At 70.0% G+C, this 18447-nt stretch carries 17 protein-coding genes and 1 pseudogene; 9 read left to right on the forward strand and 9 right to left on the reverse strand.

Features of this window, described 5'->3' with window-relative positions:
* Nucleotides 1-25 precede the first annotated feature (25 nt).
* The gene (locus OHO83_RS21595; RefSeq protein WP_266672950.1) at nt 26-1141 is read right to left on the reverse strand and encodes an alpha/beta hydrolase; all 1116 of its coding nucleotides are present in this window, start codon (nt 1139-1141) and stop codon (nt 26-28) included.
* Between the two features lie 185 nt (nt 1142-1326).
* Here OHO83_RS21595 and OHO83_RS21600 point away from each other — a divergent pair, with 185 nt between their 5' ends.
* From OHO83_RS21600 to OHO83_RS21625, 6 genes are all read left to right on the forward strand, one after another.
* Nucleotides 1327-3144 carry a phosphatidylglycerol lysyltransferase domain-containing protein gene (locus tag OHO83_RS21600; RefSeq protein WP_266672949.1) on the forward strand — a complete coding sequence of 606 codons (1818 nt, stop codon included), beginning with the start codon at nt 1327-1329 and terminating at the stop codon, nt 3142-3144.
* Nucleotides 3145-3204: 60 nt separating this feature from the next.
* Complete coding sequence (folP, locus tag OHO83_RS21605; RefSeq protein ID WP_266672945.1) at nt 3205-4068, forward strand: dihydropteroate synthase; 864 nt, start codon at nt 3205-3207, stop codon at nt 4066-4068.
* A complete protein-coding gene (locus tag OHO83_RS21610) occupies nt 4065-4616 on the forward strand; it encodes a nuclear transport factor 2 family protein (RefSeq protein ID WP_266672943.1) in 552 nt (183 codons plus the stop codon). Before folP ends, OHO83_RS21610 begins: the two co-directional genes overlap by 4 nt.
* A gap of 215 nt (nt 4617-4831) precedes the next feature.
* Nucleotides 4832-5191 carry a dihydroneopterin aldolase gene (folB, locus tag OHO83_RS21615; RefSeq protein WP_116511517.1) on the forward strand — a complete coding sequence of 120 codons (360 nt, stop codon included), beginning with the start codon at nt 4832-4834 and terminating at the stop codon, nt 5189-5191.
* Complete coding sequence (folK, locus tag OHO83_RS21620; RefSeq protein WP_266672940.1) at nt 5188-5799, forward strand: 2-amino-4-hydroxy-6-hydroxymethyldihydropteridine diphosphokinase; 612 nt, start codon at nt 5188-5190, stop codon at nt 5797-5799. Before folB ends, folK begins: the two co-directional genes overlap by 4 nt.
* 58 nt (nt 5800-5857) lie before the next feature.
* Entirely contained in the window at nt 5858-6346 is a 489-nt protein-coding gene (locus tag OHO83_RS21625) for a DUF3180 domain-containing protein (RefSeq protein ID WP_266672938.1), read from the forward strand.
* A gap of 102 nt (nt 6347-6448) precedes the next feature.
* Here OHO83_RS21625 and folE read toward each other — a convergent pair whose 3' ends face one another.
* The 6 genes from folE to dacB form a co-directional block, all read right to left on the reverse strand.
* Complete coding sequence (folE, locus tag OHO83_RS21630) at nt 6449-7054, reverse strand: GTP cyclohydrolase I FolE (protein ID WP_266672936.1); 606 nt, start codon at nt 7052-7054, stop codon at nt 6449-6451.
* A gap of 79 nt (nt 7055-7133) precedes the next feature.
* Nucleotides 7134-9143, reverse strand: a complete 2010-nt coding sequence (gene ftsH, locus OHO83_RS21635; RefSeq protein ID WP_227296594.1) for an ATP-dependent zinc metalloprotease FtsH — start codon at nt 9141-9143, stop codon at nt 7134-7136.
* 197 nt (nt 9144-9340) lie between these two features.
* Complete coding sequence (gene hpt / locus OHO83_RS21640; protein ID WP_100597704.1) at nt 9341-9901, reverse strand: hypoxanthine phosphoribosyltransferase; 561 nt, start codon at nt 9899-9901, stop codon at nt 9341-9343.
* A gap of 45 nt (nt 9902-9946) precedes the next feature.
* On the reverse strand, nt 9947-10969 hold the full coding sequence (gene tilS / locus OHO83_RS21645; protein WP_266672933.1) for a tRNA lysidine(34) synthetase TilS: 1023 nt from the start codon (nt 10967-10969) through the stop codon (nt 9947-9949).
* Nucleotides 10970-11184: 215 nt separating this feature from the next.
* A complete protein-coding gene (locus tag OHO83_RS21650; protein WP_266672931.1) occupies nt 11185-12327 on the reverse strand; it encodes a zinc-dependent metalloprotease in 1143 nt (380 codons plus the stop codon).
* A gap of 115 nt (nt 12328-12442) precedes the next feature.
* Nucleotides 12443-13882: a D-alanyl-D-alanine carboxypeptidase/D-alanyl-D-alanine endopeptidase gene (gene dacB, locus OHO83_RS21655; protein ID WP_266672929.1), complete on the reverse strand. Its 1440-nt coding sequence runs from the start codon at nt 13880-13882 to the stop codon at nt 12443-12445.
* A gap of 131 nt (nt 13883-14013) precedes the next feature.
* Between dacB and OHO83_RS21660 the strand changes: the two genes are divergently transcribed.
* Both OHO83_RS21660 and OHO83_RS21665 read left to right on the forward strand, forming a co-directional pair.
* A complete protein-coding gene (locus OHO83_RS21660) occupies nt 14014-14505 on the forward strand; it encodes an inorganic diphosphatase (protein ID WP_100597700.1) in 492 nt (163 codons plus the stop codon).
* 89 nt (nt 14506-14594) lie between these two features.
* Nucleotides 14595-16292: a threonine/serine ThrE exporter family protein gene (locus OHO83_RS21665; protein WP_266672926.1), complete on the forward strand. Its 1698-nt coding sequence runs from the start codon at nt 14595-14597 to the stop codon at nt 16290-16292.
* Between the two features lie 49 nt (nt 16293-16341).
* Here OHO83_RS21665 and OHO83_RS21670 read toward each other — a convergent pair.
* A pseudogene (locus tag OHO83_RS21670) lies at nt 16342-17010 on the reverse strand (DedA family protein); the annotation flags it as partial.
* A 131-nt stretch (nt 17011-17141) separates the two neighbouring features.
* On the opposite strand from OHO83_RS21670, the gene OHO83_RS21675 reads away from it, so the two are divergent.
* Nucleotides 17142-17507, forward strand: a complete 366-nt coding sequence (locus tag OHO83_RS21675; protein WP_266672924.1) for a YbjQ family protein — start codon at nt 17142-17144, stop codon at nt 17505-17507.
* A 5-nt stretch (nt 17508-17512) separates the two neighbouring features.
* Here OHO83_RS21675 and OHO83_RS21680 read toward each other — a convergent pair whose 3' ends face one another.
* Complete coding sequence (locus tag OHO83_RS21680; protein WP_266676524.1) at nt 17513-18271, reverse strand: MerR family transcriptional regulator; 759 nt, start codon at nt 18269-18271, stop codon at nt 17513-17515.
* Between the last annotated feature and the right edge of the window lie 176 nt (nt 18272-18447).

An 18447-nucleotide genomic window follows, 5' to 3' on the forward strand; every position in this document is an offset into this window, starting at 1 on the left:
CTCAAGCCCGGGAGCCCCGGAACCCCTACTCCGTGATGCGCGCGCTCACCCACACCAGCGTGGCCGGGATCTCGCGGCGCCAGGTGTTGAAGTTGTGGCCGCCGCTGTCCAGGACGATCGACGAGATGCCGGTGGGCGGCTTCACCTCGCGGATGAACCTCATCGTGTTCCCGTAGTTGCTCTCGCCGCGCCTGCTCGTGGTGACCAGCAGCGACGTGGCGGGCGGCCTCCGGTGTTCCAGGGTCCACATCAGGTCGGCGTGCCGCTCCAGTGCCTCGTCGCCGTGGAAGAGGTCGCCTGTGGTGGGGTCGACGGGCGCCTTGTAGTACGCGGACAGGCCCGCCCCCGCGCCGTAGACCCGGGGGTGGTGCATGGCGAGTTTCAGGGCGCAGTAGCCGCCCGTGGAGTCGCCCACGATGCCCCAGCCGCCGGACCTCCTGTTGACCCTGTAGTGCGCCGAGATGAGCTGCGGCAGGTCCTTGGCGAAGAACGTCTCCGTCTGCGGGCCGCCCGGCACGTCCACGCACTCCGTGTCCCGCGGCGGCGCCACGGTCGGGCGCATCATCACCAGGATCATCGGCCGCATCGCGCCCGCCCTGGCCTGCTCATGGGCGGTGGTCGGGTAGCGCAGTCCCTTGATGAGCGCCTCGGCGGTGCCGGGGTAGCCGGTGAGGACGACCGAGGCGGGGAAAGTGCGGTCCCTGTAGTGGTGCCTGAAGTACTCGGGCGGCAGATAGACGTACGCGGACGTGGCGATGTGCGAGCGCTTCCCGACGATGTCGACCTTCTGGATCTGGCCGCCGACCTTGGGCCGTGAGCCGCCCGGCACGTTCACGTACCGCGTGCCGAGCACGTGAAGGGGCCCCCGGCTGCTCACCGCGCCGAGGTCGGTGACCACGCCCTGACCTTGCTCCCGACCGAGGAGGTCGTCCCACGTGGCGTAGAACCCGAACGCCTGGTTGGCGCCGAGTCCGACCGAGAGGAACAGCGCGAGCTGCGTCGCGAGCAGCAGGCCCACCCGCCCGGCGACTGATCCCCAGGTGCGGGCCGCCAGGCGTGGCCACAGCCAGACCGTGCCGGCGAAGAGGAGCACGGCCAGTAGGACCGAAAGCGCAAGGACTTTGCTGCTGGTGAGACCCATCGTGCTGTACCTGCCTGCGCTTTCTGGCTTCTGAACCTTTTCCACCGGTTTACCTGGCCGAGTGAACCCGCCTCCCACAAGTCCCGTCCTAGAGGGCGCAATGTGACCGGATGCCGGAAATGGCACCGGCTTCCAGCTCTCTCGCGGAACTACGGGATGCGATGTCTGTCAGGGTAGATGCCGATATGTCAGGCGAGGTTCCGGGCAGAATCCAGCATCTGCGCCGGATACTGCGGGGCCCCCGACCCGAGGCCGTCCCCACCCTGATCACCCGGGCCTGCATCCTCGTCGGACTCCTCGACATCGCGGCGGGCGTCTTCCCGCGGTTCCGGCACAGCCGCATGTACGCGCTGGCCGAGGTCCTGCCCGGCGCCCTCGGCCCGTTCGCGGCCGCACTCGCCATCAGTACGGGCGTCCTGCTGCTCCTCCTCGCCCACGGACTGCGCCGCCGAAAGCGGCGGGCCTGGCGCGCGGCCGTGGTGCTCCTGCCCCTCGGCGCGCTCGCACAGTTCGCCTACCGGCACTCCCTGTTCGGTGTGCTGATCCCGCTCGTACTGCTCACGATGCTGCTGCGCCACCGGAGTGAGTTCGCGGCGCTGCCCGACCCGCGCAGCCGCTGGCGGGCGCTCGCGAACTTCGTGCTCATGGGCGCCGGTTCCCTCGTCATCGGCCTCACCATCGTGAGCGCCCACCCCAGGAAGCTGGTGGGCGACCCGAGCCTGTCCGACCGTCTGGAACACGTCCTGTACGGCCTGTTCGGCATGGACGGACCCGTCGACTACCAGGGCCGCACCTCCTGGACCGTGGCCTGTTCGCTCGGCGCGCTCGGCCTGCTCACCGCGCTGACGACCCTCTATCTGGCGTTCCGCCCCGAACACCCGGCCGCGCGCCTCACCGAGGACGACGAGGCGCGGCTGCGCTCCCTCCTCGACAAGCACGGCGCCCGGGACTCCCTCGGCCACTTCGCGCTCCGCCGCGACAAGGGGGTCGTCTTCTCACCCAGCGGCAAGGCGGCCGTCTGCTACCGCGTCGTGTCGGGCGTGATGCTCGCGAGCGGCGACCCCGTCGGGGACGTGGAGGCGTGGCCCGGAGCCATCGAACAGTTCATGGACGAGGCCAAGGCCCACTCATGGACCCCGGCCGTCATGGGCTGCTCCGAGACGGGCGGCGAGGTCTGGACCCGCGAGACCGGCCTCGACGCACTCGAACTGGGCGACGAGGCGGTGGTGGACACCGCGGATTTCTCCCTGGCCGGGCGTGCGATGCGCAACGTACGCCAGATGGTCAGGAGGATCGAGCGCAATGGCTACGAGACCCGGGTGCGGCGCATCCGTGACCTCGGCGAACAGGAGCTGGAGCGGATCAGGCGCGCCGCCGACGACTGGCGCGGCACCGACACCGAACGCGGCTTCTCCATGGCGCTCGGCCGCATCGGCGACTGCGCGGACGGCGACTGTCTGGTCGCCACTGCCCACAAGGGCGACGACCCGGCCGGCCCCCACGGCGACCTGAAGGCCGTACTCCACTTCGTCCCCTGGGGCACCGACGGCGTCTCCCTCGACCTGATGCGCCGCGACCGCGCCGCCGACCCCGGCATGAACGAACTCCTCATCGTGGCCGCCCTCCAGGCCGCCCCGACGCTCGGCATCACGCGGATCTCACTGAACTTCGCGATGTTCCGCGCCGCCCTCGCACGCGGCGAGAAGATCGGCGCGGGCCCGGTCCTGCGGGCCTGGCGCGGGCTGCTCGTCTTTCTGTCCCGCTGGTTCCAGATCGAGTCGCTGTACCGGTTCAACGCGAAGTTCCGGCCGCGCTGGGAGCCCCGCTTCGTGGTCTACCACTCCCCGCGCGACCTGCCCCGGATCGGCTTCGCCGCCATGCAGGCGGAGGGCTTCGTGAACCTCGGCATGCCGCGCGTCCTGCGGTGGCGTACGGCCGCGCCCCGGCCCTGCGCCCACGACGGCGCGCCCGACGGCGTTCGGCGCGGCGTGCGGACCGCCTGAGGCCGGTCCGGTATCCCACCGTGGCACGGCCACCCGGCCGCCGGGCCTAGGCTTGAAGGCATGAGCACGTCGCAGGGCCGTCGCGGCCACGTCACAGGCCTTCCCGAATGGGACCGCTGCGCGGTCATGGGAGTCGTCAATGTGACGCCCGATTCCTTCTCCGACGGGGGCCGCTGGTTCGACACGACGGCCGCCGTGAAGCACGGCCTCGATCTGGTCGCACAGGGCGCCGACCTCATCGACGTCGGCGGCGAGTCGACCCGCCCCGGCGCCACCCGAGTCGACGAGGACGAGGAGCTCAAGCGCGTCATCCCCGTCGTGCAGGGCCTGTCCTCCGAGGGCGTCGCCGTGTCCGTCGACACGATGCGCGCCTCCGTGGCCGAGCGCTCCCTGGCGGCCGGCGCCTCCCTCGTCAACGACGTCAGCGGCGGCCTCGCCGACCCGGCGATGATCCCCGTCGTCGCCGCGGCGGACGCCCCCTTCGTCGTCATGCACTGGCGCGGCTTCCTGGAGGGCGGCAACGTCAAGGGCACATACGAGGACGTGGTATCCGAAGTCGTCGCCGAGCTCCACGCGCGCGTGGAGGCCGTCATCGAGGGCGGCATCGCCCCCGAGCACATCGTCGTAGACCCCGGCCTCGGCTTCTCCAAGGAGGCCGCCCACGACCTGAAGCTCCTGGCCCACCTGGAGGAGCTGCGCGCGCTCGGCCACCCCCTGCTGGTCGCCGCCTCCCGCAAGCGGTTCCTCGGCCATGTGCTGGCCGGCGACCAGGGGGCCCCGCCCCCGGCACGCGAGCGCGACGCCGCCACGGCGGCCGTCTCCGCGATCGCGGCCCATCAGGGCGCCTGGGCGGTCCGCGTCCACGAGGTCCGCGCCACGGCGGACGCGGTCCGCGTGGCCCGCGCCGTAGAGGGAGCCCAGTGACCCCACCGAGGGAGCCCGACGAGCCGCGCGGTGCGGCAGCCCGGCGCACCGACGCGGAGGCCGTGGAGCGAGCCAACCGCGCCTTCTACGAGGCACTGGAGCGGGGCGACTTCGAACTGCTGACGGCGCTCTGGCTCGCCCCCGAGGACGTCTCGTACAGCGAGGACTCCGACGAGGCCGAGGACACGTCCATCAGCTGCGTGCACCCCGGCTGGCCCGTACTCACCGGCCGCGGCGAGGTCCTGCGCTCATACGCGCTGATCATGGCGAACACCGAGTACATCCAGTTCTTCCTCACGGATGTGCACATCAGCATCGTCGCCGACACGGCTCTGATCACCTGCACCGAGAACATCCTCAGCGGCGGCCCGGCCCCGGAGGAGGGCGACGAACTCGGCCCGCTCGTCGGCCAGCGCGTCGTCGCCACGAATGTGTTCCGTCGCACACGTGACGGCTGGAAACTGTGGTCGCACCACGCGTCGCCCGTACTCGCCGAGTCCGAGGGCGAGGGCGACGCCGGCGAGGAAAGCGACGAGACACCCTCCTGACCGGCACCTGACGGGGTGGACGGGTCCGCGTGGCCCCCACGTGGTTGCCGGAGCGCGCTCGTGGGTAGGGGCGCGGCTACCAGCCGTGAGCCGCCCTGTCCATAGCCCCCGCGGGCGAACGCTGTCGGTGCTCGCAGGTAGATTCGATCGAGGCTGGTGTGCCGACCGCACTCGGTACGAACCTGCCGCTACCGACGATTGCAGGAGTGATTCGCGTGGATCGTGTCGCGCTGCGCGGCCTCAAGGCCCGCGGGCACCATGGCGTCTTCCCCAAGGAGCGCGAGGAAGGCCAGACCTTCATCGTGGACCTGGTGCTCGGACTGGACACACGCGCGGCCGCGGCCGACGACGACCTGGCGAAGACCGTGCACTACGGCATCGTGGCGGAGGAGGTCGTGGCCGTCGTCGAAGGCGATCCGGTCGATCTCATCGAGACGCTCGCCGAGCGCATCGCCGGGACGTGCCTGAAGCACGAAGGAGTCCTGGAGGTCGAGGTCTGCGTCCACAAGCCGGACGCCCCGATCACCGTCCCCTTCGACGATGTGACCGTCACCATCACCCGGAGCCGAGTATGACTGCATCTTTCACCGAGGGCCCCAGCGACCCGACCGTACAGCCGGTGCCCGCCTCCGTGGTGGAACAGGTGGACGCGGCCGACACCACACTCTCCAACCCCAAACGCGCGGTGCTCGCGCTCGGCTCGAACCTGGGGAACCGCCTCGAGACGATCCAGGGCGCCATCGACGCGCTGGAGGACACGCCCGGCGTCCGCGTGAAGGCTGTCTCGCCCGTCTACGAGACCGAGCCGTGGGGGGTCGAGCCGGGCAGCCAGCCCGCGTACTTCAACGCGGTGATCGTGCTCCGCACGACCCTTCCCCCGTCCTCCCTCCTGGAGCGGGCGCACGCCGTCGAGGAGGCCTTCCACCGCGTCCGTGACGAGCGCTGGGGCGCCCGCACGATCGACGTCGACATCGTCACGTACGCCGACGTCGTGTCCGACGATCCGGTCCTCACGCTCCCCCACCCGCGCGCGCACCAGCGGGCCTTCGTCCTCGCACCCTGGTTCGACGTGGAGCCGGAGGCGCAGCTGCCGGGCCACGGACCGGTCGCCGAGCTGCTCGCCGCGGTCACCCGCGAAGGCGTCGCGCCGCGCGCCGATCTGGAACTCCAGCTGCCCGAATAGTCGTTAGGGTCATGCGGGCACACGAAGACACCGCGGGGACTGAGGGGCGACCACCGGAATGAAGCAACTGCGCATCAGGACGCTGGCCGGACTCTTCCTGGTCGCCGGCGTACTGAGCTGGGCGGGCGCCCGCCTGTGGGATTCGATCGGCACGCTGCCGAGGGTCCCGCTGGCGGCGCCGATCGTCCTCGCCGTGATCGCCGTCATCCTGCTGGCGACCGCGCTCTCCATCCGGGCCCGGCTGCGCGCCCAGCGCGAGCGGCGCCCCGGCGCCAAGGGCGTCGACCCGCTGATGGCGGCCCGCGCCCTCGTCTTCGGCCAGGCCAGCGCCCTGGTCGCCGCCCTGGTCGCCGGGATGTACGGCGGCACGGGCGCCTTCCTGCTCGAGCACCTCGACGTCCCGGCCCGCCGCGACCAGGCGATCTACGCCGGTTTCTCGGTCCTCACCGGCATCGCCGTGATAGCGGCCGCCCTCTTCCTGGAGCGCGTCTGCAAGCTCCCTGAAGACGACGACGAGGACCACGGCGGGGCCGCACCGGCGGCCTGACCCGCCGAGGGCCCACCGAGGGCCGGGTGGCCACCGGAGGTCCGGAGGCCACCGAGGGGCCGCCATGTGCCTGCCATGCGCCTGCCGCGTGCCCGCGCGGGCTCAGCGCGCGATGATCAGGCTCATCGCCTCGTTGCGCGTCGCCGGGTCGCGCAGCTGGCCGCGCACCGCGGACGTGATGGTCTTCGCGCCCTGCTTGCGCACCCCGCGCATCGTCATGCACATGTGCTCGCACTCGACGACCACGATCACCCCGCGCGGCTCCAGGATCTCCATCAGGGAGTCGGCGATCTGCGTGGTCAGACGCTCCTGGACCTGCGGGCGCCGGGCGTAGACGTCCACGAGGCGGGCCAGCTTCGACAGGCCCGTGATCTTGCCGTCGGTCGACGGGATGTAGCCGACGTGGGCGACACCGACGAACGGCACCAGATGGTGCTCACAGCTGCTCTGGACCTCGATGTCCTTGACCAGGACCATCTCGTCGTGACCGAGGTCGAACGTCGTCGTCAGGACGTCCTCGGGCTTCTGCCACAGGCCTGCGAATATCTCCTTGTACGCGCGAGCCACCCGCGCCGGCGTCTCCTTAAGACCCTCGCGGTCCGGGTCCTCCCCGACCGCGAAGAGCAGCTCACGCACAGCGTTCTCGGCCCGCTTCTCGTCGAACTCGCCGATCGGCCCCTCGCCGTCGAGCGTCACCGGGTCGGTCATCTGTGCCTCTTCCTTGAACAAAGAACCGCGTCCCCCACACCGTAAGGCGTGGGGGACGCGGTTATCCATTCCGGGGTGATCAGGCCTCGGGGCTGTCCGTAGGAGCGATGTCCAGCCCGGACTCGACGCCCGTTGCCGTGCCGTTCGAACCGTTCGTCAGTGACAGCTCCCTGGGGGAGAGCACCGGCGGGCGGGTCGAGGGGGTGCGGCGGGAGGAGCCGGTCCACGCGGGGCGGGCCGGGCGCTTCACGATCGGAGCGAAGATCTCGGCGATCTGCTCCTTGTTCAGCGTTTCCTTCTCCAGGAGCGCGAGGACCAGGTTGTCGAGAACGTCTCGGTTCTCGACGAGGATCTCCCAGGCCTCGTTGTGCGCGGTCTCGATGAGCTTCTTGACCTCTTCGTCGACGAGCGCGGCGACCTCTTCCGAGTAGTCGCGCTGGTGCGCCATCTCCCGGCCGAGGAACGGCTCGGTGTTGTCGCCGCCGAACTTGATCGCGCCGAGCCGCTCGGTCATGCCGTACTGCGTGACCATGGCCCGCGCGGTCGCGGTCGCCTTCTCGATGTCGTTCGCCGCGCCCGTGGTCGGGTCGTGGAAGACCAGTTCCTCGGCCGCGCGCCCGCCCAGCATGTAGGCGAGCTGGTCGAGCATCTCGTTGCGCGTGGTGGAGTACTTGTCCTCGTCGGGCAGGACCATCGTGTAACCGAGGGCCCGTCCACGGGACAGGATCGTGATCTTGTGCACCGGGTCGGAGTTGGGCGAAGCCGCCGCGACCAGGGCGTGTCCGCCCTCGTGGTACGCGGTGATCTTCTTCTCCTTGTCGGACATGATCCGGGTCCGCTTCTGCGGGCCCGCCACCACGCGGTCGATCGCCTCGTCCAGCATCGAGTTGTCGACGAGCTTGAGGTCGCTGCGCGCCGTGAGGAGCGCCGCTTCGTTCAGCACGTTCGCCAGATCGGCGCCGGTGAAGCCCGGGGTACGCCGGGCGACGGCGGAGAGATCGACATCAGGTGCGACCGGCTTGCCCTTCTGGTGAACCTTGAGGATCTCCAGACGGCCCTGCATGTCCGGGCGGTCGACCGCGATCTGCCGGTCGAAACGTCCCGGGCGCAGCAGTGCCGGGTCGAGGATGTCGGGCCGGTTCGTGGCGGCGATCAGGATGACGCCGCCCTTCACGTCGAAGCCGTCCATCTCGACGAGCAGCTGGTTGAGCGTCTGCTCGCGCTCGTCGTGACCGCCGCCGAGACCCGCACCGCGGTGCCGGCCGACGGCGTCGATCTCGTCGACGAAGACGATCGCCGGGGCGTTCGCCTTGGCCTGCTCGAACAGGTCACGGACTCGGGAGGCACCGACACCGACGAACATCTCGACGAAGTCGGAACCCGAGATCGAGTAGAAGGGAACCCCAGCCTCACCGGCAACGGCGCGCGCGAGCAGCGTCTTACCGGTTCCGGGCGGGCCGTAGAGCAGCACACCCTTGGGGATCTTGGCGCCGACGGCCTGGAACTTCGCCGGCTCCTGGAGGAACTCCTTGATCTCGTGGAGCTCCTCGACGGCCTCGTCCGAGCCCGCCACATCGGCGAACGTCGTCTTCGGGGTGTCCTTGGTGATGAGCTTCGCCTTGGACTTCCCGAACTGCATGACTCGGGAGCCGCCGCCCTGCATCTGATTCATCAGGAACAGGAAGACGACGACGATCAGGACGAAGGGGAGCAGGGAGAGCAGGATCCCCACGAAGGCGTTCTGCTTCGTCGGAGCGACGGTGTACCCGTCGGGGATCTGCTTGTCCTCGAACTTGGCCTGCAGATCCTTGGCCACCTCGACGCCCTGGTCGCCGATGTAGCTCGCCTGGATCTTGCTGCTGCCCTGGACCTTCTGGCCGTCCTTGAGCTCGACCTTGATGTTGTTTTCATCGCCGGTGGTCAGCTTGGCCGACTGCACCTTGTTGTCGTCGATGGCCTGAATGACCTGGCCGGTGTCCACTGTCTTGTAGCCACCGGACGAACCGACGACCTGCATCAACACGACCACGGCAAGGACGGCCAGCACGATCCACATGACCGGCCCACGGAAGTATCGCTTCACGTCCATCCATACGGAGCGATGCCGCCCCGTCCCTCCTGCCATAGTGAGTTTGATAAAGGCTGTTTTGAAGACTGTTCTTCGGACGGTACCCCAGCATTGTCACCCGAAGCCGCAGGGGACTGCTGGGAATCTCGCCCACGCATGCTCCAACGGCGGGGAACCCGCAGGGGTTCCCGACCGTCTCACATCGCTTCCGCGGCCGTTCAGCCGCCGTAGACGTGGGGAGCCAGAGTGCCGACGAACGGCAGGTTCCGGTACTTCTCCGCGTAGTCCAAGCCGTACCCGACGACGAACTCGTTCGGGATCTCGAACCCGGTCCACTTCACGTCGATGGCCACCTTCGCCGCCTCCGGCTTGCGCAGCAGCGTGCAGACCTCGAGGCTCGCGGGCTCGCGCGTGCCGAGGTTGGTGAGCAGCCACGACAGCGTGAGGCCGGAGTCGATGATGTCCTCGACGATCAGGACGTGCCTGCCCTTGATGTCGGTGTCGAGGTCCTTGAGGATCCGTACGACGCCGGACGACTGGGTGCCCGCGCCGTACGAGGACACCGCCATCCAGTCCATCGTGACGGGGGTGGACAGCGCACGCGCCAGGTCCGCCATGACCATCACGGCGCCCTTGAGGACACCGACGATCAGCAGGTCCTTGCCCGCGTATTCCGCATCGATCTTCGCGGCCAGCTCGGCCAGCTTCGCGTCGATCTCTTCCTTGGTGATGAGCACCGACTGAAGGTCGGTGCCCATGTCTTTCGCGTCCACCCGCATCACTTTCGGTCGTCCCACCGGCCGCTGAAGGACTCGCGCCCCTCGTCAGCCTTGCCGGATGACCAGTCTGCCACCCTGTCGCTGAGCCACGACCTTGCCGGGGAGGTTGATCTCCCCCTGGCCGCGCCAACCGGTGATCAAACGGTCGACCTCTTCGATGTGCCGGGCGAACAGAGCACCCGCCGGGGCGCCCGCCTCGATGGCCGCGCGGCGCAGTACACGGCGGCGTACGGCGGGCGGCAGCGCGTAGAGCTTGGCGCACTCCAGGAGGCCCGCGGGGTCCCGCACCATGGCTTCGGCCTGCGCGGCCCACGTGTCCAGGGCGTCGGCGTCGTCACGGGACAACTGGGCCGTACGGGCGAGCGCCTCCACGACACCCTTGCCGAGCGCCTTCTCCAGGGCGGGCAGCCCCTCGTGGCGCAGCCGGGAGCGCGTGTACGCCGGGTCGGTGTTGTGAGGATCGTCCCAGACGGGCAGCGACTGGGCCATGCACGCCTTGCGGGCGGTCTGGCGGTCGACGTGCAGGAAGGGCCTGCGGTAACGGCCGTCGACCCCCGAGGTCGCGGCCATTCCGGACAGGGAGCGGATGCCGGAGCCGCGGGCGAGGCCGAGCAAAACCGTCTCTGCCTGATCGTCGCGGGTGTGGCCGAGCAGGATCGCGGCGGCACCGTGGTGGTCCGCGGCGGCGTCGAGCGCGGCGTATCTGGCGTCCCTCGCGGCGGCTTCGGGACCGCCGTCGCGGCCGACGTGCACGGCCGCGGACTCGACGGGGTCGAGGCGCAGGGCGGTGAGCCGCGCGACGACTTCGGCGGCGCGGAGATCGGAGCCGGGCTGCAGACCGTGGTCGACCGTCACGCCACCGGCGCGGATGCCGAGCTTGGGGGCCTCGAAGGCGAGGGCCGAGGCGAGCGCCATGGAGTCGGCACCGCCGGAGCAGGCGACAAGCACCAGGGGCGGGGTGCGCGGGGCTTTCGGCGCCGCGTGGGGGGCGCCGTGGTCGTTGAGTACGTCGTGGAGTACGCGGCGGACCGCCAGGCGTATCGCCGCGACCGCAGGATGGGGACCCATGTCCGGTTCCCTTCATGAAGTTTTCGGTGGGGGTGTGGCTCGGACTAGTCACTCAACAGTGACTCGGTGATTTCAGTCACTCAGAGTGTGTCGATCGTGACAGAGCCGAGCCATTCCCCGAGCATTGCACGCCTACCCACGGCCCACGGTCCCTCGGATGGGTGATTACGGGGGCGTTCTCCTGCCGTTGGCCGTATTTGTTTCACGACCCTGCCTTACGGTGCACCCTCCGACTTGCGGTGCACCCGCGCGACCCAGTCCGCCGGTTTGGCGATCTCCGCCTTGGTGGGGAGCGTGTTCGGCGATGTCCATACGCGATTGAATCCGTCCATACCCACCTCGTTCACCACGGCCCTGACGAACCGCTCGCCGTCGCGGTACTGGCGCAGCTTCGCGTCGAGGCCCAGGAGCTTGCGCAGCGCCAGGTCCAGGCGGGACGCACCTTTCTGACGGCGCTCCTTGAACTTCTCCCTGATCTCGGCCACCGACGGCACCACGGCGGGCCCGACCCCGTCCATCACGAAGTCCGCGTGCCCTTCGAGCAGTGACATCACGGCGGTGAGCCGGGCGAGGATCTCGCGCTGGGCCGGTGACTGCACGAGCTCGACCAGGGAGCGGCCCCCTTCGTCGCCCTCGCCCTGCTCACCCTCGGGGCGTGCGCCCGCCAGGGACTGGGCTGCTTCCCGGATGCGCTCCAGGAACGTCATCGGGTCGACGTCGGTCTCGGCGAGGAATGACTGGATCTCGCCCTCGAGGTGGTCGCGCAGCCAGGGCACGGCCGTGAACTGCGTGCGGTGCGTCTCCTCGTGCAGGCACACCCAGAGCCTGAAGTCGTGCGGATCCACATCGAGTTCGCGCTCCACGTGCACGATGTTCGGCGCGACGAGGAGCAGTCTTCCGCCGCCGTTCGGCGCGGCCGGCAGGTCCCTGGTGGCGGGGGCGAAGGTCTCGTACTGCCCGAGGACGCGGGAGGACAGGAACGACAGCAGCATGCCGAGCTCGACGCCCGTGACCTTGCCGCCGACGGCGCCGAGGACCGCTCCGCCGGGGCCGGAGCCGCGCCGCTCCTCCATCTTGTCCAGGAGGGGCTTGAGGAGCTCCCTGAACCCCGCCACGTTCGCCCGGACCCAGCCGGGGCGGTCGACGACGAGGACGGGCGTGTCATGCGCCTCCTCCGTGGCCATCCGCGTGAAGCCGCGGACGTGTTCCTCAGAAGCCTTGGCGTGCCGGCGCAGCTCCGCGACGGTCGCCCGCGCCTCGTCCCGGGTCACCTCCGGGCCCGGCCGCACGAGTCGGGTCGCGGTCGCCACCGCGAGATTCCAGTCGACCATCCCAGAAGCACCACCGATGCTCGTCATGTGTCAACCGTACGTGCTCGGGTCCTGGTGCACAGGGGCTTGGCCCCGGACAGCGCCCCGGTTGTGCCCCCTAGGGGAGACAGCCGGGACGGGCGGGGCCGGGGTGCGGGGCGAGTCAGCGGCAGCCGCAGTTCGCGACCGTCGACGCGAGCCGGTCAAGGGCCGCCTGAGCCTGTCCCGGGTTGACGGTGCCGTCGGTCATGAACGCGAAGACCAGGAGTCGGCCGTCCGCGTCGACGACCGTGCCGGCCAGCGTGTTCACCCCGGTGAGCGTGCCGGTCTTGGCCCGTACGAGGCCGACGCCCGCCGCGTCGGCCGCGTCCGTGTACCGCTTGCTCAGCGTGCCCGTGAAGCCGGCGACGGGCAGTCCTGTGAGGACCGGGCGCAGCCCGGGGCGCTCGCGTTCGACGGCGTGCGCGAGGACCTGGGTGAGCAGGTCGGCGGAGACCTTGTCGGCGCGGTCGAGGCCGCTGCCGTCCGCGAAGTGGCTTCCGGAGAGCGGGAGTCGGAGCTTGTCCAGCTCCTTGCGGATCGCCGCGCCCCCGCCGTCGAAGCTCGCGGCCTCGTCCGTGGCGAGCGCCACCTGGCGGGCCAGGGCCTCCGCGATGTCGTTGTCACTGTGCGTCAGCATCCGCTCGACCAGGGCCGACACGGGCGGTGACGACACCTTGGCCAGCTTCTCGGCGTCGCCCGGCGCCTTGCCCGGGCCCGGCTCGCCCTTCGTCTTGATGCCGCGGTCGTGCAGCAGATCCGCGAACTTCCGCGCGGTGGCGGCCGCCGGGTTGGACTCGCGAGGCGCCGGGCCGCTCGACGAGTCGTCCATGCGCGCCTCGTCGGCCATGAGGGCGCTGACCGGCGCGATGTTCTCGTTGGGCCCGATGGGGTGCAGGAGCGGCCCCGAGTAGAGCGAGGTGTCGTACGAGAGCGTGATCTCGTCCGTGTCCCGGTCCTTGAGTTCCTTGGCGGTGTCGTCGGCGAGGGCGCGCAGGCTCGCGTTCGGTCCGGCGTCCTTGCGGGCGGTCAGCGTGGGATCGCCGCCGCCGACGAGGACGACCTTGTGCGCCGACGAGCCGGGCTCGATGACGGTCTTCGTGTCGATGCGGTGGTCGGATCCCGGCATCGACAGGGCGGCGACCGCCGTGGCGAGCTTGGTGGTCGACGCGGGCGTCAGGGCGTCGCCGGAGCTCTTGCCGTACAGCCGCTCGCCGGTGGCCACGTCGACGACGGCCGCGGTGCGCCGCTTGCCGAGGGCCGGGTCGTTCAGGAGCGGGTCGAGCACGTCCGCGAGCGCGCCCTTGGTGGGGCCGGGGACCGAGCGGCCCGGCGCCGCGAGGACGGCACGGGCGCTCGGGGCGGCGTCCGGCTCGTCGGAGCGCCCGCCGCGGCCGTGATCTGTGCCACCCCCGGCCTCCTGGGACACAGCCCGGCGCGCCTCCGCCGTACGCTGACCGCTGGAGTCCCACGGACCGGCCGAGGCCACCGCCACGGCCGAGAGCGCCAGGCCCAGGGTGGCAGCGCCCGCTGTGAGCTGCCAGGTCTTGACCTTCGTAAGCATCTTCACTGCCTGTGAAACTGCCTGCGAAGCCTTGAGCTCGGGCACCACGGACCAGCCCCTTTCGCGATCACACACCTGCGTGAGGGACACTTAATCACCAGTCGTATGTGTTGATCATGGAGGAGCCACCGGTGGAGTTCGACGTCACGATCGAGATTCCGAAGGGTTCGCGGAACAAGTACGAGGTGGACCACGAGACCGGTCGGATCCGCCTGGACCGTCGACTCTTCACCTCGACCAGTTACCCGGCCGACTACGGATTCGTCGAGAACACGCTCGGTGAGGACGGGGACCCGCTGGACGCGCTGGTCATCCTGGAGGAGCCGACCTTCCCCGGCTGCCTCATCAAGTGCCGCGCCATCGGCATGTTCCGGATGACGGACGAGGCCGGCGGTGACGACAAGCTGCTGTGCGTCCCCGCCTCGGACCCCCGCGTGGAGCACCTGCGCGACATTCACCACGTGTCCGAGTTCGACCGCCTGGAGATCCAGCACTTCTTCGAGGTCTACAAGGACCTGGAGCCCGGCAAGTCCGTCGAGGGCGCCGACTGGGTCGGCCGCACCGAGGCCGAGGCCGAGATCGAGCGGTCCTACAAGCGCTTCAAGGACGAGGGCGGTCACTGACCTCCCCCGCCACGCACGGGCCGTCCGACTCCTCCGGGGGTGGGGCGGCCCGTTCGCGTATCTGTGCTCATACTGAGGCGTACCGGGAGGTGCGCAGGCGTCATACGAAGGGCGAGTTGGTGACGGAGCGGGAGCCGGAGGCGGCCGAAGACCGCAAACCGCAGTCGGACGAGGCACGCAGCGCCTTCACACCGCCGCCCGGGGTGGTGCCGCAGACCCCGGTGCCCGAGCAGGACGAGTCGCAGACGACGTCCGAGTTCGCGCTCCCGGACGGGTTCAGCACCCCGGCCGCCGCACCCGTCGACTCCACCGGGTCGGCCTTCACTCCCCCGCAGACCTACAGCTCCCGGCACGCGCCGCCCGCGTTCACACCCGCGCACGGCGTCCCCATGGTCAAGCTGACCAAGGAGGCGCCCTGGCAGGACCGGATGCGCACGATGCTGCGCATGCCGGTCGCCGAGCGCCCCGCGGCCGAGCCCGTGCAGAAGCACGACGACGAGGGCCCGGCCGTGCCGCGCGTCCTCGACCTGACCCTGCGTATCGGCGAGCTGCTCCTCGCGGGCGGTGAGGGCGCCGAGGACGTGGAGGCGGCGATGTTCGCCGTGTGCCGTTCCTACGGCCTCGACCGGTGCGAGCCGACGGTGACGTTCACGCTGCTCTCGATCTCGTACCAGCCGTCGCTGGTCGACGACCCGGTGACCGCGTCACGGACCGTGCGGCGGCGCGGCACCGACTACACGCGCCTCGCGGCCGTGTTCCAGCTGGTGTACGACATCACCGACGAGGAGGTCGACGTCTCCCTGGAGGAGGCCTACCGGCGTCTCGCCGAGATCCGCCGCAACCGCCACCCCTACCCCGGCTGGGTGCTCTCCGCGGCGACCGGGCTCCTGGCGGGCGGCGCCTCGATCCTCGTCGGCGGTGACCTCATCGTCTTCGTCGCGGCGGCGCTCGGCGCGATCCTCGGCGACCGGCTGGCCTGGCTGTGCGCGGGCCGCGGGCTGCCGGAGTTCTACCAGTTCACCGTCGCCGCGATGCCGCCCGCCGCCATAGGGATCCTGCTGACCCTCGCGCACAACCTCGTGGACGTGCGCGCCTCCGCGGTGATCACCGGTGGGCTGTTCGCGCTGCTGCCGGGGCGGGCGCTCGTGGCGGGCGTGCAGGACGGTCTGACGGGCTACTACATCACCGCGGCCGCGCGCCTGCTCGAAGTCATGTACTTCTTCGTCGGCATCGTCATCGGCGTCCTGATCGTGCTCTATCTCGGCGTGCAGCTGCACGCGCAGCTGAACCCGGACGCGGCCCTCCAGGTCATCGACCGCCCCTACTGGCAGATCGCGGCCTCCATGGCGCTCTCGCTCGCCTTCGCCGTCCTGCTCCAGCAGGAACGCTCCACCGTGCTCGCGGTGACGCTGAACGGCGGTGTGGCGTGGATCGTGTACGGGGCCATGCACGTCGTCGGCGGGATCTCGCCGGTCGCCTCCACCGCGGCGGCGGCCGGGCTCGTCGGCCTGTTCGGGCAGCTCTTCTCGCGCTACCGGTTCGCGTCCGCGCTGCCGTACGTGACGGCGGCGATCGGGCCGCTGCTGCCGGGTTCCGCGACGTACTTCGGGCTGCTGGCCATCGCGCAGAACAATGTGGACGCGGGCCTGGTGTCGCTGACGAAGGCGGCGGCTCTCGCCATGGCCATCGCGATCGGGGTGAACCTCGGGTCCGAGATCGCGCGGCTGTTCCTGCGCTCGCCCGGCGCGGCGGGGCGCCGGGCGGCGAAGCGGACCCGAGGGTTCTAGGACGCGGCGAAGGCGCCGTGGCGGTCTAGCGCTTGGCGTGACGGCCGCGCTGGCCCTGCGGCGGCGTCTGCGGCTGGGGCATCGCCGCCTCGGCCTTCTTCGACTTGCTGCGCGCCCTCAGGAACTCGATCGCGATGGGGACCACCGAGACGAGGACGATCAGGATCAGGATCGCCTCGATGTTCTTGTGGACGAACTCGATGTTGCCCAGCCAGGAGCCGAGGAGCGTGACGCCCGCGCCCCAGAGCACGCCGCCGATGATGTTGAACGTGATGAACGAGCGGTACTTCATACCGCTGACGCCCGCGATGATCGGCGTGAACGTGCGGACAATGGGCACGAAGCGGGCCAGGACCAGGGACTTCGGGCCGTACTTCTCGAAGAACTCGTGGGCCTTGACCACGTTCTCCTGCTTGAAGAGGCGGGAGTCCGGGCGGTTGAACAGCGAGGGGCCGACCTTCTTGCCGAAGAGGTAACCCGCCTGGTCACCGAGGATCGCGGCGACGCAGATCAGGGCGACGGCGCCCCACAGGGGGAAGTCCAGCGTGCCGGCGGTGATCAGCAGTCCGCAGGTGAACAGCAGGGAGTCGCCCGGCAGGAAGAAGCCGATGAGCAGGCCGGACTCCGCGAACACGATCAGGAGCAGGCCCCAGATGCCGAACGTGTTGAGCAGGTGGTCCGGGTCCAGCCAGCTTGGTCCGAGAGCAAGCGTCGTCACGGTTCCGGACTCCTGAGGGGTGGTGAAGCGAGGGCAATGGCGGTGCAAAGTTATCAACGCCGGATGACGGCACCAGGTTCCAGCGGCCCTCCCAGGATGCACTGTGCGTCAACTGTGGCAAACCTGTGTGTATGGGTATCGAAGACTACGGCGGCGGCCAGAATCCGCAGACGGATGTGCTCGTCGTCACCACGAACGACGTGCCGGGTTACCGGGTGGAGAAGGTGATCGGCGAGGTCTTCGGTCTCACCGTCCGCTCCAGGCACCTGGGCAGCCAGATCGGCGCCGGACTCAAATCGATGATCGGCGGCGAGCTGAAGGGCCTCACCAAGACACTGGTGGAGACCCGCAACCAGGCGATGGAGCGGCTCGTCGAGCAGGCCCGCTCCCGCGGCGCCAACGGGGTGCTGATGTTCCGCTTCGACGTCACCGAGGCCGCGGACGTGGGCACCGAGGTGTGCGCGTACGGCACGGCCGTGGTGATCGCACCGCTGTAGCGCGGCTACACGTTGCGCACGGCGTTGGCGAGGATCGCCTCCCGCAGGAAGGCGGCCACGCCCTCCCGGTCCTTGTCGAGGTTGCGCCGGTAGCGCTCGTCCGCGACGAACATGTCGGCGAGCGAGGTCTGGATCTCGTAGGTGCACTCGTAGTGGAACCGGCAGATCTGCTGCCGGTGCTCCTCGGCGAGGTCCATCGCAGCCCCGGAACCGGGCTCCTCGCCCGCGTCCATGACGGCGATGAGCCGCCGCATCCAGTCGTCGTTCGCCTCCTTGATCCGCAGCCAGTCCTCCTTGGTGTACGAGGCGGCCTTGCGCTGCGACTCGGCGTAGGCCTCGGTGTGGCCCCAGCGCTCCTGGACCTCGTCGGCGTACTGCTCGGGGTCGTGGTCGCCGAAGACCTCGAACTTCTCCTCGGGCGTGAGGTTGATGCCCATCTTGCGTGCCTCCATGGCGGTTTGGACGGCTGCGGCCATCTTCTGGAGCTTGCCGATCCGGGCGGTCAGCAGTTCGTGCTGGCGGCGCAGATGCGCGCGCGGGTCCGCTTCCGGGTCGTCGAGAAGGGCCGCGACCTCGTCGAGGGGGAAGCCGAGCTCCCGGTAGAACAGGATCTGCTGGAGCCGGTCCAGGTCGGCGTCGCTGTAACGCCGGTGCCCCGCGTGGCTGCGCCCGACCGGCGCCAGCAGGCCGATCTCGTCGTAGTGGTGCAGCGTGCGCACCGTGACGCCGGCGAACCCGGCGACCTGCCCCACGGAGTAGCTCACGGCTCCGGCCCTCTCCCTGTCGGTGTCGTTGCCTTTGTCGGTGTCGTTGCCTTTGTCGGTGTCGTTGTCGATGCCCGCGCCGGCGCCTGCGCGGGCGCCTTCTCCGGTACGGGTCCCAGCGTGCAGCCTCACGTCACGTGAGGTGCAAGCGGCACTTCCTCCGGGTGTTACGCGGC

The organism is Streptomyces sp. NBC_00569 (assembly GCF_036345255.1).
GTDB lineage: Bacteria > Actinomycetota > Actinomycetes > Streptomycetales > Streptomycetaceae > Streptomyces.